Here is a 14890-nt window from a genome sequence, read left to right on the forward strand (position 1 = left end):
TTTTTATAATGTTACAGCTAAATATGTTAAAGCTGATTACTGATAAACGTTTTAAGCTTGTTCCAGGCGTCAATAATTTCTAAGACACCTAAACTATGTCCTACATTAGGGTATAATGTGAATTCATGAATAATGTCTAAATCTGATAATTTGTCTCTCATATCAGTGCCTTGGGTGGTTGGAATCAATTCGTCCTGACCGGCATAAAATAATATGGTTGGAGGCGAAGAAGTTGTAACCTGATGGTACGGACTTATTTCCTCAAGAAAATCAAGGTTAGGGTTAAGACCATACAGATTTAGTAAGTTTTGTAATTCTGGATTTGCATTCTCTAAATATGCGGGATCAGTAAAATTAGTTGGTCCTACTATACTGCATACCATATTGACATTATTGTTTGTGTCAAATGCATAACTCCATAGTAAAGACAAGTGGGCTCCTGCACTGGTACCAATAAATCCCAGTTTTTCAGAAACATTATAATTTGTTTTGTTAGCCTTTAAAAAATCAACAACCGAGGTAATATCATTTATTTGCATGGGGTATGGAGAGTTATTGCTATCGGCTAACCTGTAGTTAATATTGGCAATAGCCACATCAGGAAAATCTTGACGGATCAAATCCCTTATGGCATTCATGCTACTTTTATCACCAGAGGTCCAGCCACCTCCATGTACTAAGATTAAGATTTTTGTATTAGCATTTCTATTGGCTGGTAGGAATAAATCAAATACTTGATTATTGTCATTACCATAAGAAATATTTAATTCCTCATAATATTTTGAAGGTTCCAAAGGGCTGCCGGTTTCAGTATCGGCAGTTTCATTAGAGCACCCAAAAACTACAAAAGCTATAATTATTTTTAAGAAAAAAAAATTAACAGACTGCATAATAAAAATAATATTTACTTTGGTAACTGAAATGCAATATAATTATTATGGCTGAATTTATTAGAATCTATAAAGAGAATCCTAATCCTAGAGAAGTTGATAAGGTTGTAGAGGTTTTAAAACGGGGTGGTCTAATTATTTACCCAACAGATACTGTTTATGGTTTAGGCTGTGATATTAATAATATAAAAGCGTTAGAACGTGTTGCCAGGATTAAAGGCGTTAAGCTTGAAAAATCCAACTTTTCATTTGTGTGTCATGATCTCAGTAATTTGAGTGATTATGTTAAACAAATTGAAACTTCGGTTTTTAAGATTTTAAAGCGTGCTCTTCCTGGTCCTTATACATTTATTCTTTCAGGCTCTAAGTCGTTACCAAATCCATTTAAAAAGCGAAAAACAGTCGGTATTAGGGTTCCAGATAATACTATTGCGCTAGATATTGTAAGGCAACTAGGAAACCCTATTATTTCAACATCTATACGTGATGATGATGAGGTTTTGGAATATACTACTGACCCGGAACTTATTTTTGAAAAGTGGAATAATTTGGTTGATTTGGTTATTGATGGAGGCTATGGTAGTAACGAAGCCTCAACGGTCATTGATTTGTCTGGTGATGAACCGGTTATTGTTAGAGAAGGCAAGGGGAGTTTGGAAATTTTTTAGCTTGTTAGTTTTACGTTACGGATTGAATGACTTTCTTGAGCGTTCCCAATTATTGGAAAGCGAATGGTGAAAACTATGTCTTGGGACAGCCATAATTAAAAAAGCCCAACCGGAAAGGTTGTGCTTTTTTAATATATTTCAAAATCTATCTATTAGTTTCCTTCAGCTAGATTTTTCATTTCTTTTTCAATCATATCATAAAACTGATCAATTTTTGGAAGTACTACAATACGTGTACGTCTGTTTTTTGCTCTGTTTTCAGCGGTGTCATTATCTACAAGTGGCACATGTGAACTACGTCCTGCAGCAATTAACTGACTTGAGTTAACATCTAAACTTTCTAATACTCTAATGATAGATGTTGAACGCTTAACACTTAAATCCCAGTTGTCTAATAAAGGTTCTTTTCTGTAAGGTACATTATCTGTATGTCCTTCAACCATACACTCAAAATCAGGCTTGCTGTTAACCACTTTAGCAACTTTGGCCAATACTTCTTTAGCTCTTGAGGTTACGTTGTAGCTACCACTTTTAAATAATAACTTATCAGCAATTGAAATAAATACAACTCCTTTTTCAACATTTACTTCAATGTCCGGGTCATTTATTCCAACTTCACGCTTTAAGCTTGTTACTAAGGCTAATGTTACACTGTCCTTTTGAGTAAGGGCATCTTGTAAGCGTGTAATTTTAAGTTCTTTCTCTTTAATGCTTTCCAATGTTTTTTCAACATTACTGGCTCCTTTTGCTGAAAGAATTGTTAAATTTTCATTACTCTTACGCAAACTTTCTACCTGATCTTCTAAAGTATTAGCTCTTGCCGTTGCAGAAGCTTTGTCCTCTAAACACGAGTTTAATTTCACGGTTGCAGAGTTAAGCAAATCTTGAGTTTCTTTTTGTTTTGCTTGGAGATCTGTAAATTGTTTTTTTGATACACATGAACTTAATAATACCATGACAGATACACTAAGTAATAAAATTTTCTTCATAATTATTTAAGGATTTATTTTTTGAAAAAACGTTTCACAAAAATAGATAAAAATCAATGGTTTTTAACATTTTAACAAAACTTTTACTAACTGCTCATAAACTTTTGTAATTCTTTTTTTTATTTACGAAATATTCAAGTACTATGGACGTTTTTTCATAATACTTTATTTTATTTTTTGTTGATTTTCTTTGTTTTAATAATCTGCCTATGTGATAGTAATAATTAAAATGTGCTTTTAAGACCGCTAAAGTATGCATTGGTTTAAATTCAAAAAGAAATTTTAAGCCGGCAAGCCCATCAAGAAGTAAACGAAGAAATAAGGTAACCAATAAAAAGCCATTAGCATTTTTGGTTAAGGTAAATAAGCTGTTTCTAAAGTTTAAAAAGGTTTTTTTGGGGTTTATATTGCTTAATGTAGCACCACCAACATGGTAGACTTTAGAGTGCCCAACATATTTTATAGTATATCCCAGATTTTTTGCACGCCAACATAAGTCTATTTCCTCCATATGGGCAAAGAAGTGTTCATCAAACCCATTTAGCTTATTAAATACAAGGCTTCTGATGAATAAGCATGCTCCGGATGCCCAGAAAATTTCCGAAATATCATCATATTGTCCCTCATCCTTTTCAAGCGTATCAAATATACGGCCTCTACAGTATGGATAACCGTATTTATCAATAAAGCCGCCTGCGGCACCAGCATACTCAAAGTAGTCTCGTTTTTTGAAATCCAATAATTTTGGTTGAATAATAGCGGTATTTGGTTCAGACTCAAAGGTTGTAATGATTGGTGTTAACCAATTTTTTGTGACCTCTACATCGCTGTTTAAAAGGCAGAATAGGTCTGCATCCAGATTACTTAAAGCATCATTGTATCCTTTCGCGTATCCATCATTTTCTTTATTTTGAATAATTTCAACAGAAGGAAAATGTTGTTTTATAAATGAAATAGAATGATCTGTAGAAGCATTATCTGCAACGTAAACTTTAGCTTCTTTAGAATATTTTATTACTGATGGTAAAAACTGTTCTAAAAGTTTTTGTCCATTCCAATTGAGTATGACGATAGCAAATTTCATGGATTGTAATGAGGAATATCTTTTAAAAAATTGTAACGTTCATTTTTAAAATCCATTTGACAGTAATAATGGTTGACCCCATTAGTGACCATTAAATAGGTGGCTTTTAACTCTAAATTGTAACGCGCAATCTGATCGAATGTGTTTTGATTTATAGTAATTTTTGGAGCCTTGCATTCTACAATTAAATGAATACTTCTGTCAGAATTAAAAATCACAATATCATAGCGTTTTCTTAATGAATTTATAATCAGCTCTTTTTCAATGTTTATTAAGGATTTTGGATAGCCTTTTTCTTCTATTAAGAATTTAATACAATGTTGACGCACCCATTCTTCTGGTTGTAAGATCACAAATTTTTTGCGAATAGGATCAAAAATAGAAACTTTATTTTCGCTATTTTTGAATCGAAAAGTATATTTTGGAAAATGGAGAACCTGCAAGTGTACTGTATTTATTTTTCAAAGTTAAACTACAATTATCAATTAGCAAATATCCAATGTAAAATGTTGGATATTAGTTTTTAATTTCTAAATATTTTTGAGTTGGAAGACGTCAAGCAGTTGGTTACAGATATAAAAAATGGCAAGTTAAAACCTATATATTTTTTAATGGGAGAAGAGCCGTACTATATTGATAAGATTTCTGACTTTATTGAATCTACTGTTTTAACCGAAGCAGAAAAAGGTTTTAATCAGATGCTGCTTTATGGACGTGATATTACCGTTGAAGATATTGTAAGTAATGCAAAGCGTTATCCTATGATGGCAGAACACCAAGTGGTTATTGTTAAGGAGGCTCAAGACTTATCACGTACCATTGAAAAACTTGCAAAATATGCAGAAAACCCTCAGCCTACTACAGTTTTGGTAATAAATTATAAGTATAAAAAGATTGATAAAAGAAAGGCTTTATATAAAACCATTAAAAAAAATGGTGTGGTCTATGAAAGTAAAAAACTTTATGAAAACCAGGTTGCAGATTGGATTCGTAGAGTGCTTTCACCAAAACAATATAGTATAACTCCAAAGGCCGCTCAAATGCTTGTTGAGTTTTTAGGTACCGACTTAAGTAAAATTAATAACGAATTAGAAAAGTTACAAATTATCTTACCTCAGGGCACTCAAATATCTCCGGAGCATATAGAGGAAAACATTGGTATAAGTAAGGATTATAATAATTTTGAGCTTAGGAAAGCCATAGGAGAACGCAATACTGTAAAAGCACATAAAATAGTTAACTATTTTGCAGAGAACCCTAAAGATAATCCTATGGTGGTTACAGTATCTTTATTGTTTAATTTTTTTTCACAATTGCTGCATTTTCATGGTTTAAAAGATAAATCGCCCAGAAGTGTTGCGTCAGCACTAAAAGTAAACCCTTATTTTGTTAATGAATATATTGTTGCAGCAAAAAACTTTCCAATGCGAAAAGTAAGCCTAATCGTTTCAGCATTAAGAGAGTTTGATGTTAAGAGTAAAGGGGTAGGAGCAAATGCTGTGCCTCAAGGTGATTTATTGAAAGAATTACTTATTAGAATTTTAAACTGATTAAAGGATGGATGTTGATATTCATGAAAGCTGGAAAACGCATTTAAAGATAGAATTTGAAAAGCCTTATTTTAAAGATTTGGTTGATTTTGTGAAAACAGAATATAGTAATCATAGCTGTTTTCCTCCAGGTAAACAAGTTTTTAACGCATTCAATTGCTGTCCTTTTGAGGATGTAAAGGTGGTAATAATTGGCCAGGATCCTTATCATGGCTATGGACAGGCCAATGGTTTATGTTTTTCTGTTAATGATGGAATTAACCACCCGCCTTCATTGATAAATATCTTTAAAGAGATTGAAATGGAATTGGGGGTACCGTATCCTAAAAGTGGAAACTTAATGCGTTGGGCAAATCAAGGGGTGTTACTTTTAAATGCGACACTTACAGTGAGAGCACATCAAGCCGGAAGTCACCAAAATAAAGGTTGGGAGCAGTTTACAGACGCTGTAATACAAATTTTGAGCCAACAAAAAAAGAATATAGTATTTCTACTTTGGGGTGGTTATGCTAAAAAGAAGGTAAAATTGATAGATGGCCAAAAGCATAAAATACTTATGTCCGGACACCCATCGCCTTTAAGTGCTAATAGGGGATACTGGTTTGGAAACGATAATTTTAAGAACACCAATCTTTGGTTGAATAATAATAATAAAACACCAATTAATTGGTAAACAACTAACGGTGAGCATCTCCTAAACAATGAATATTATCATATAAATATTCATTAATCAAAGCTATGATTTAATTAACTTCCTGTAGCAGCTAGTACCTTTGGTAAAGTCTTAACAGGAATTTCCGGTTTTAAAACTACAGGTTTTTCATTTTGCTTTTCAGTTCTATTAATTTTGTTAGAACTGAACTTCAAAAGCAATAAGTTAATAATAACCAGCGATGAAATAATTAAAGTAATTGTTAATAGCATAATTTGGGTATTTTCGACAAAATACGTATTTATTCGTTAAAATACAAATTTAAAGTAGGAATTATAACGTGTAAACACTTATTCAGTAAGACAAAATTAATAAATAAAATACTACATGCAATATATAACTTCGTCTATTTTGCTAATTTTTATGTATACATAACTTTTTATGTGAATCATTAATTAATACTCAAAAAATTAACTAATTTTTTAGGGATTGCATCTTTGTGAATAGTAATAGAAATAGCTTTTAATTTAAAATATGCTTCGCTCATGTAAATATACCCTCCGTATTTAACTCTGTTGGAATCAGAGCCCCACGAATTTTTCATCTTAAAATAGGGCGCTTTATTTTGATCTTGAACAATTCCGATGATATGCATTAAATGATCATCAGTGGTGTTTTGATTTTCAAACTCTTTTTGCCTGAACTCTTGTGATATCGATTTTTCCGGAACAATAGATTTTAGTGATTCTTGATATTCCTCTGTTTTTTCAGGAACTACAGCAATACCGTGTTTTGAAGAAAATGTTTTTTCACTCACATCACAATCTAGTTCAACTGTAAATCCTTTTTTTAATGCATGATTTACAATAGCAAACAGTTCATCAACAGGAAGATTATAGAAACTGCCATTAGAAAAATTATCAGGGATGTTTAAAATGAAATTAGAATAGAACGGCTGATGATTAAAGGAAGTGAAACTTATATAGTTTTCAGGAATGATTTTGGTATATTCCAGAAAAGACTTAGGTGTATAGCTCGTACCTTCGTATACAAAAGAATCTATTTTTTCCCCTAAATAAATATCTAGTATATGCGCTGTTACCTGTTTCCATTTTGGTGATACTATTTTATCAGGTTTACTTATATAAGTATCTAAAGTGCTTTTTAAGATTGAAATTAGCTCTGCATGGTTATGGCCAACAGCTTGATTATTCAATCCGGTATACGCTTCATTAGGTACTAGACCATATTTTTTAACACTGTTTAAAACGTCATGGGCTAAGCCCCCTTCACTAAATTGTGTTTTACCTTGCCTCATAATGTAATTCCATGCTTTGTCATAATAAGTATTTCTTACGGTATACATCTCAGATAGATCAATACGCTTACCTGTTAATCTAATAATCTCACTTTCCAGGAAAGATGTGGTTGAAAAGCTCCAACATGTTCCGGTACGACCTTGACTTTTCACATTGTTGGCCTCAATGTCAATAGTCGTAGTAAATTGATACGATTGAGAAATGACAATATTTGAGGTGATAAACAGAATACATAAGAAAATGATTTTTTTCATAACTGAATGAAGTGATTTAATGAAATAAAATTTATTTTTGGCTAAAATTAATAAAATGGAAGAACCTAATTGGGTTATAGCCAAAGAATATCAGGATATCACTTATAAAAAGTGTAATGGTGTGGCTAGAATAGCATTTAACAGACCAAATGTTAGAAATGCATTTAGACCTAAAACAACCAGTGAATTATATGATGCTTTTTATGATGCCAATGAAGATGTAAATATTGGGGTTGTTTTATTGTCAGCAGAAGGACCATCTACTAAAGATGGGGTATATTCTTTTTGTAGTGGAGGGGACCAGAAGGCCAGAGGACACCAGGGATATGTAGGAGAAGATGGTTATCACAGACTTAATATTTTAGAAGTTCAGCGTTTAATACGTTTTATGCCAAAAGCAGTAATAGCAGTTGTTCCCGGTTGGGCCGTTGGTGGAGGTCATAGCTTACATGTGGTTTGTGATTTAACATTAGCAAGTAAGGAACATGCTATTTTTAAACAAACTGATGCGGATGTAACCAGTTTTGACGGTGGCTATGGCTCTGCATATTTGGCTAAAATGGTTGGGCAGAAAAAAGCACGTGAAATTTTCTTTTTGGGAAGAGACTATTCTGCTCAGGAAGCTTATGAGATGGGAATGGTAAATGCTGTTATACCTCATGATGAACTTGAAACAACAGCATACGAATGGGCTCAGGAAATTTTGGCTAAGTCTCCAACCTCAATAAAGATGTTGAAATTTGCTATGAATTTAACAGACGACGGTATGGTGGGGCAGCAAGTATTTGCTGGTGAAGCTACACGTTTGGCTTACATGACCGATGAAGCAAAAGAAGGGCGTAACGCATTTTTAGAAAAGCGTAAGCCTAATTTTGATAAAAAATGGATCCCGTAATGCAAAACATTTCTATCTGGATTTCAGCAATGCGCCTGAGAACATTGCCATTATCTATTTCCGGAATAATTTTAGCCTCTTGTTTAGCACATTACAATGGTGTTTTTCAATGGGATATTTTTGTTTTAGCCATATTTACAACCTTAAGTTTTCAAATACTATCCAATTTGGCAAATGATTATGGAGATGGGGTAAAAGGAACTGATAATGATGAGAGAGTTGGCCCTGAACGCGCTATCCAGTCTGGTAAGATCTCTCCTGAAGAGTTATTTAATGCTATAAAAATTAATGTTTTAATTTCAATAGGGTTAGCATGTTTGTTAATTTTTAAAGCCTTTGGAGTTAAATATTTCTTTTTGACATTAATTTTTTTCGGTTTGGGTATCATATCCATAGTTGCCGCAATTAGATATACAGTAGGAGGAAAAGCATATGGCTATAAAGGCTTGGGAGATATATTTGTTTTTATATTTTTTGGTTTAGTTAGTGTTATAGGTTGTTATGTCCTCTATGCAAAAACAATTGATCATGTTACGCTTCTACCGGCTATTACCATTGGCTTATTGAGTACGGCAGTGTTGAATTTAAACAATATGCGCGACCGGATACCTGATGAAAAATCAAATAAAATAACATTGGCCGTAAAGCTGGGAGAAAAAAAAGGGATTATCTATCATAATGCATTAGTTATAATAGCTATAGTTTTATCTGGTCTGTTTGGCATTTTATACTATACATCACCCTTTAATTTAATTTTTGTTCTGGCTTATATTCCTTTAATAATTCATTTAAGAAAAGTGAATACTGTTAAAGACCCTAAGTTATTGGACCCGGAATTAAAAAAGTTGGCCTTAACAACAGTACTATTAGCTGTTTTAATGGGAGTAGGACATTTGTTATAGTTTTTTTGTATTTTAATCTTTTAAATGTTTTAGGATGAAAATTACGTTTTACGGCCATGCCAGCTTAGGCATTCAAATTAATAACATTAACCTTCTTGTAGATCCGTTTATTTCGGCAAATCCAAAAGCAGAAGCTGTTAATGTCAATGAATTAAAGGCTGACTACATTTTGGTAACACATGCACATCAAGATCATATTGTTGATGTAGAAACTATTGCAAAACGAACAGGAGCAGTCGTGATTTCAAACTTTGAAATTGTATCTCATTATGAAAAATTGGGAGTAGAAGGACACCCTATGAACCTTGGAGGTAAATGGGGTTTTGAATTTGGCACAGTAAAATATGTGAATGCCATTCATACATCGTCATTTCCAGATGGCAGCTATGGAGGGCAGCCAGGAGGGTTCATTATTGAAGGAGAACATAAAAATATATATATAGCCGGAGATACCGCTTTAACTTATGATATGAAGCTCATTCCACTCCAAACAAAATTAGATCTGGCTATTTTGCCTATAGGAGACAATTTTACCATGGGTATTGATGATGCTATAATTGCCAGTGATTTTGTAGAGTGTGATAAGGTCTTAGGATATCATTATGATACTTTTGGCTATATTGAAATTGATCATGAATTGGCAAAACGAAAATTTTTTGAAAAGGATAAAGACTTAATGCTACTTGAAATAGGAGCTTTTATTGAATTATAGATGCTAAAAGCTTATTATAAAAAGTACATCTTAAATTTCAAACAGGCCAGTGGTACATCACGAGGCATATTAAAAACTAAAGAAACTTGGTTTTTAATTTTAAACTCCAATAATAAGCAGGGAATAGGTGAGTGTGGATTGTTTAAAGGACTATCTGCAGATGACAGAAATGACTATGAAGAAAAGCTTAATTGGGTTTGTAATAACATTGATCAGGGGGTAGATATTTTATTACCTCAGTTAATAGATTTTCCCAGTATTCAATTTGGCTTAGAAACAGCTTTCAAGTCTTTAGAGAGTTCGGATCCATTTGAATTATTTCCTTCAAAATTCACTAGAAATGAAGCGTCTATTTCAATAAATGGTTTGGTATGGATGGGGAATGAAAATTTTATGAAACAACAGGTTAAAGATAAAATTGAGGCTGGTTTCACCTGTATCAAGATGAAAATTGGAGCCTTGGATTTTGAAACAGAAATTAATCTTATAAAGTCCATACGAAAAGAGTTCTCGTCAAAAGACATAGAATTACGAGTTGATGCTAATGGAGCATTTCAACCATCAAATGCTTTAGAAAAATTGAAAGTGTTATCAGATTTTGATTTACATTCCATTGAACAACCAATAAAACAAGGCCAATTAACGGAAATGGCTGAATTATGTAAACAAACTCCATTAGCAATTGCATTAGATGAAGAATTAATAGGCGTGTTTTCTGTAACAAAAAAGCAGGAGTTAATACAAACTATAAATCCACAATATATTATTTTAAAACCCAGTCTAGTAGGAGGGTTTAATGGTTGTGATGAATGGATTGCTATAGCAGAACATGAAAAAATAGGTTGGTGGATTACCAGTGCTTTAGAAAGTAATATAGGATTAAATGCCATAGCACAGTATACCTATGTTAAGGATAACAATATGCCTCAAGGGCTTGGAACAGGTGGTTTATTTAGTAACAATTTTGATAGTCCGTTAAGTGTAAAAAGCGGACATTTGTTTTATGATAAAAATGAATACTGGAATTTTAATTTGTAATTATGTATATAGCACAAGCTTTTAAAGGATTATATGATTCATGGCGCTACCTGGTGGGGACAGTAATTATATTTTTGGCATGGCAGCTTATAGGAGCCATACCTTTAGGAATAGCCATTATTGCTAAAATAGCTATTGGAGGGGTAGAAAATATGCCAACAGATATTCCTCAAATGATAGAACTATTAGGAAGTAACTTATTTTTGTTTTTAATGTTATTATCTTTTGTGTTTGGTTTGCTGGGGGTTTTATTGACATCCAAAGTTCTACACAAACAATCTTTTATCAGTTTAACTACAGTGAGAAAGAAAATAGACTGGAAGCGCTTTTGGTTTATATTTATTTTATGGGGTATAATATCCAGTAGTTTTGTTCTTATTGATTATTTCTTTTTTACCCCTGAAGATTATGTGATTAATTTTAATTTGAAACCATTTTTGATACTTTGTGTCATAGCCATTCTACTTATTCCGTTGCAAACCAGTTTTGAGGAATATTTTTTTAGAGGGTATTTAATGCAAGGGCTTGGTGTGCTATTTAAGAATAAATGGGCGCCGCTTTTAATCACTTCTATTGGTTTTGGGCTGATGCATATTTTTAACCCTGAAGTTGATAAATTGGGCTATATGATTATGGTGTACTATATTGGTACGGGGCTATTCTTAGGGATACTGACTTTAATGGATGATGGATTGGAATTAGCCTTGGGGTTTCATGCAGCAAATAACCTGTTTACAGCGCTTTTAGTAACTGCAGATTGGACGGCTTTTCAAACACATTCCATTTTAAAGGACCTATCAGATCCTTCAGAAATAGGAATAATGGAAATATTTGTACCCGTATTTGTGATATTTCCAATATTACTTTTTATTCTTGCCAAAAAGTATAGATGGACCAATTGGAAAGATCGGCTTTTTGGACAGGTAGTTGAACCTATAAAAACAGATAATAAAATATCAGAGTAGCATATGACACCAAATTATACCAACGTACACTTAAAATTTAAATTGGACAGTATAAATTATAAGCATCAGGATCTTATGGAGGTTGCTTATAGTTATGTAAAAGAAGGGTTGCCATATCAGCAAGAATTGGGTAACTTTTTATTGGATTGGCTGGACGAGAAGGATTATGTAATAGTTAAAACATCTGGTTCAACAGGTAAACCCAAAAAAATAAGAATAAAAAAACAAGCTATGGTTAATTCAGCCATAACTACCGGAGATTTTTTTAATCTAGAACCTGGAGATAAAGTATTACACTGTTTACCATCTAATTTCATTGCAGGTAAAATGATGATAGTGAGAGCTATTGTTTTAGGTTTAGAAGTAGATATGGTGGAGCCCTCAGCCATACCATTTATTGATTATGAAAAGGATTATAGCTTTTGTGCGTTTACACCAATGCAGCTTAAAAACTTTGCCAAGTACCTAAAGAATATTAAAACCGTTATAGTAGGAGGCGGACGTGTTTCTAAAACTATTGTAGAGTCCATTAAAGATAAGAAACCACACGTATATGAAACGTATGGTATGACTGAAACCGTATCTCATGTTGCGGTGAAAAAGCTAAATAATTTTAATGAGGCCAATACTAATAGGCACTTTAAGACATTACCGGGCATTACAATTTCAAAAGATGACAGAGGTTGTTTGATAATTGATGCCCCTCATCTAACCGAAAATAAAGTGGTAACCAATGATTTGGTGGAAGTATATTCAGATACCAGTTTTGAATGGTTGGGTAGAATAGATAATGTTATAAACTCAGGTGGAATAAAATTATATCCTGAAGACATAGAAATGAAGCTTCAGGATAAAATAGAAAGCAGGTTTTTTGTAACAGCAGTACCGGATGATACTTTAGGAGAAAAACTGGTTTTAGTTGTTGAAGGCAATAATGATACCATTGATAAATCTGTTTTTGATGGCTTGGATAAATATGAAAAGCCAAAATCAGTGTTCTCACTTGGTACTTTTATTGAAACTACTTCGGGAAAAATTCACAGGAAAAAAACATTAGAAAAGATAAAGTTTTAATTGTAACATTACGAGCTTTTTTACTATCAAATAGAAAATTAAAATTATGAGTTTTTTTAAACGTGTATTGTCAACTGTTACAGGGATTATTGTATTCTGTGTACTTAGTTTTTTTGGATTAGTTTTTTTAATAGCTGTATTGGGTTCCGGTTCAGAAGACATGGCACAGGTAAAACCTAATTCAGTATTGGAATTGAAATTAGATTTCCCAATTAAAGACTATGCCGGAAAAACAGTGTTTAAGCAATATGCGTTTTTGAATGAGGATAAAAAAAACGGACTTTTCAATATTATAGACGCTATAAATTATGCAGCTATTGATGATAAAATTAAAGGAATTTCAATAGACAATAATTTTATTAGAGCAGGAATTTCTCAAATTAAAGAATTAAGAAGAGCGCTTTCAAAATTTAAAGAATCAGGGAAGTTTGTTGTGGCTTATGCCGATATATTTACTCAAAAAGACTATTATTTAAGCTCTGTTGCAGATACTATTTACCTGAACCCTGCCGGTATGATGGAATTTAAAGGGTTGTATTCTGAGCGTTTATATTTCAAAGATTTTCAGGAAAAAACCGGACTTAAAATGGAAGTCGTCAGGTTGGGAAAATATAAAAGTGCTGTAGAGCCATTTTTAACCAATGAAATGAGTGATAATAATCGTGAGCAAATTTCAGTGTATTTAAATGCTTTATGGACAGAAATGAAAAAAGATATTTCTGATAGCAGGAATATTTCTTCTGAAAGATTGAATATGATTGCAGATAGTCTGTTGGGCAGAACCCCTGATTTAGCCAAAGGATCAAAACTTATTGATAGGGTAGCGTACCATGATGAATATATTGATGCTTTAAAACAAGCTGTTGGAGTTGATACAAATAAAGATTTAAAATCTATTACCATTGAAGAGTATTCAAAATATGCAGCAAGTAGAGTTGCTAATTATACCAGTAAGGATAAAATAGCAGTAATATATGCCGAAGGCGAAATAATTTATGGTGAAGGTGATCAAAATAAAGTGGGGCAGGGGGCAATGAATAAATCATTGCGAAAAGTCAGAAAAGATAAGAATGTTAAGGCGGTTGTACTGCGAATTAATTCACCTGGGGGAAGTGCTCTGGCCAGCGAACTGATTTGGAGAGAAATAGAACTGACTAAAAAAGAGAAACCAGTAATAGTTTCTATGGGTAATTTAGCAGCTTCAGGAGGGTATTATATTGCAAGTAATGCTGACAAAATAATAGCAGAACCAACCACAATAACCGGAAGTATAGGGGTCTTTGGAATGTTACCAAATGGAAAAGGCCTGTCTGAGCGTATGGGAATAAATGCAGAGCAGGTTGTTACCAATAAAAATGCAGTCACTTATAGTTTTTTTGAACCATTGAGTGATGAACAACGTGCGTTTATAAAAGAGGGGATTTTAGACATCTATGATTTGTTTACTTCTAGGGTTGCTCAAGGAAGAAACCTAACAAGGGAACAGGTTGAAGACATTGCTCAAGGCAGGGTGTGGACAGGTACTGATGCTTTAAAAAATGGTTTGGTAGATGAACTGGGAGGCTTAGACTTAGCATTAGAGCGTGCCGCTGAGGTGGCTGAAATTAAAGATTATAAAATTAGAGAATTCCCTGTTTTTGAAAAGGATCTGGATAAAATGCTGCGCGAATTTGGTTTGATAAAAGCTAAAGAAACCATTTTAAAAGAAGAACTAGGAGAGGAAAGCTATAATATGCTTAAAGAAATAAAGTCGCTTTCAGAGAAAAAAGGCACACAATTATTGTTTCCGTTTAGTACAGAGATTAAATAGGATTATAAACAGAGTGTTTAGAAAGTGTCATTCTGAATGAAATGAAGAATCTCTTTTAAAATCACTATATATTAGTCTTTATCTGTCT

General features: G+C 32.9%; 16 protein-coding genes. 10 read left to right on the top strand and 6 right to left on the bottom strand.

Translation table 11 applies throughout. The annotated features are described in order from the left end of the window. Nucleotides 1–26 precede the first annotated feature (26 nt). Nucleotides 27–890: an alpha/beta hydrolase fold domain-containing protein gene (locus tag VOI54_RS13025; RefSeq protein WP_326283272.1), complete on the bottom strand. Its 864-nt coding sequence runs from the start codon at nt 888–890 to the stop codon at nt 27–29. Nucleotides 891–937: 47 nt separating this feature from the next. Between VOI54_RS13025 and VOI54_RS13030 the strand changes: the two genes are divergently transcribed. Then, entirely contained in the window at nt 938–1558 is a 621-nt protein-coding gene (locus VOI54_RS13030) for an L-threonylcarbamoyladenylate synthase (RefSeq protein WP_326283273.1), read from the top strand. A 152-nt stretch (nt 1559–1710) separates the two neighbouring features. Here the strand turns inward: VOI54_RS13030 and VOI54_RS13035 are convergent, their stop codons facing one another. From VOI54_RS13035 to VOI54_RS13045, 3 genes are all read right to left on the bottom strand, one after another. Further along, nucleotides 1711–2547 carry an OmpA/MotB family protein gene (locus VOI54_RS13035; protein WP_326283274.1) on the bottom strand — a complete coding sequence of 279 codons (837 nt, stop codon included), beginning with the start codon at nt 2545–2547 and terminating at the stop codon, nt 1711–1713. Nucleotides 2548–2641: 94 nt separating this feature from the next. Next, a complete protein-coding gene (locus VOI54_RS13040; RefSeq protein WP_326283275.1) occupies nt 2642–3631 on the bottom strand; it encodes a glycosyltransferase family 2 protein in 990 nt (329 codons plus the stop codon). After that, nucleotides 3628–4074, bottom strand: a complete 447-nt coding sequence (locus tag VOI54_RS13045; protein ID WP_326283276.1) for a type I restriction enzyme HsdR N-terminal domain-containing protein — start codon at nt 4072–4074, stop codon at nt 3628–3630. The genes VOI54_RS13040 and VOI54_RS13045 overlap by 4 nt, the downstream gene beginning before the upstream one ends. Nucleotides 4075–4176: 102 nt before the next feature. On the opposite strand from VOI54_RS13045, the gene holA reads away from it, so the two are divergent. Then, on the top strand, nt 4177–5181 hold the full coding sequence (gene holA, locus VOI54_RS13050; protein WP_326283277.1) for a DNA polymerase III subunit delta: 1005 nt from the start codon (nt 4177–4179) through the stop codon (nt 5179–5181). Nucleotides 5182–5188: 7 nt separating this feature from the next. Further along, nucleotides 5189–5854 (top strand): uracil-DNA glycosylase, encoded by a 666-nt coding sequence (locus tag VOI54_RS13055; protein ID WP_326283278.1) that lies wholly within the window; start codon nt 5189–5191, stop codon nt 5852–5854. Between the two features lie 74 nt (nt 5855–5928). Here VOI54_RS13055 and VOI54_RS13060 read toward each other — a convergent pair whose 3' ends face one another. Together VOI54_RS13060 and VOI54_RS13065 are read right to left on the bottom strand one after the other, a co-directional pair. After that, nucleotides 5929–6105, bottom strand: a complete 177-nt coding sequence (locus VOI54_RS13060) for a hypothetical protein (protein ID WP_326283279.1) — start codon at nt 6103–6105, stop codon at nt 5929–5931. A gap of 179 nt (nt 6106–6284) precedes the next feature. After that, nucleotides 6285–7406: a C1 family peptidase gene (locus VOI54_RS13065; RefSeq protein ID WP_326283280.1), complete on the bottom strand. Its 1122-nt coding sequence runs from the start codon at nt 7404–7406 to the stop codon at nt 6285–6287. Nucleotides 7407–7461: 55 nt separating this feature from the next. Between VOI54_RS13065 and VOI54_RS13070 the strand changes: the two genes are divergently transcribed. Genes VOI54_RS13070 through sppA form a run of 7 tightly spaced genes read left to right on the top strand, consistent with a single transcriptional unit; the run spans nt 7462 to nt 14802 of the window. Beyond that, nucleotides 7462–8301 (top strand): 1,4-dihydroxy-2-naphthoyl-CoA synthase, encoded by an 840-nt coding sequence (locus VOI54_RS13070; protein WP_326283281.1) that lies wholly within the window; start codon nt 7462–7464, stop codon nt 8299–8301. Then, nucleotides 8289–9203, top strand: a complete 915-nt coding sequence (gene menA / locus VOI54_RS13075; RefSeq protein WP_326283282.1) for a 1,4-dihydroxy-2-naphthoate octaprenyltransferase — start codon at nt 8289–8291, stop codon at nt 9201–9203. The genes VOI54_RS13070 and menA overlap by 13 nt, the downstream gene beginning before the upstream one ends. A 34-nt stretch (nt 9204–9237) precedes the next feature. Further along, nucleotides 9238–9915, top strand: a complete 678-nt coding sequence (locus VOI54_RS13080) for a metal-dependent hydrolase (protein ID WP_326283283.1) — start codon at nt 9238–9240, stop codon at nt 9913–9915. After that, on the top strand, nt 9916–10953 hold the full coding sequence (locus VOI54_RS13085; RefSeq protein WP_326283284.1) for an o-succinylbenzoate synthase: 1038 nt from the start codon (nt 9916–9918) through the stop codon (nt 10951–10953). It begins immediately after the preceding gene. Between the two features lie 2 nt (nt 10954–10955). After that, nucleotides 10956–11918: a CPBP family intramembrane glutamic endopeptidase gene (locus tag VOI54_RS13090; protein WP_326283285.1), complete on the top strand. Its 963-nt coding sequence runs from the start codon at nt 10956–10958 to the stop codon at nt 11916–11918. Nucleotides 11919–11921: 3 nt separating this feature from the next. Beyond that, nucleotides 11922–12992: an AMP-binding protein gene (locus VOI54_RS13095; protein WP_326283286.1), complete on the top strand. Its 1071-nt coding sequence runs from the start codon at nt 11922–11924 to the stop codon at nt 12990–12992. Between the two features lie 46 nt (nt 12993–13038). Beyond that, complete coding sequence (gene sppA / locus VOI54_RS13100) at nt 13039–14802, top strand: signal peptide peptidase SppA (protein WP_326283287.1); 1764 nt, start codon at nt 13039–13041, stop codon at nt 14800–14802. Nucleotides 14803–14890 lie beyond the last annotated feature (88 nt).

This window comes from Alterotamlana spongicola (assembly GCF_035818475.1).
Classification (GTDB): domain Bacteria; phylum Bacteroidota; class Bacteroidia; order Flavobacteriales; family Flavobacteriaceae; genus Cognatitamlana.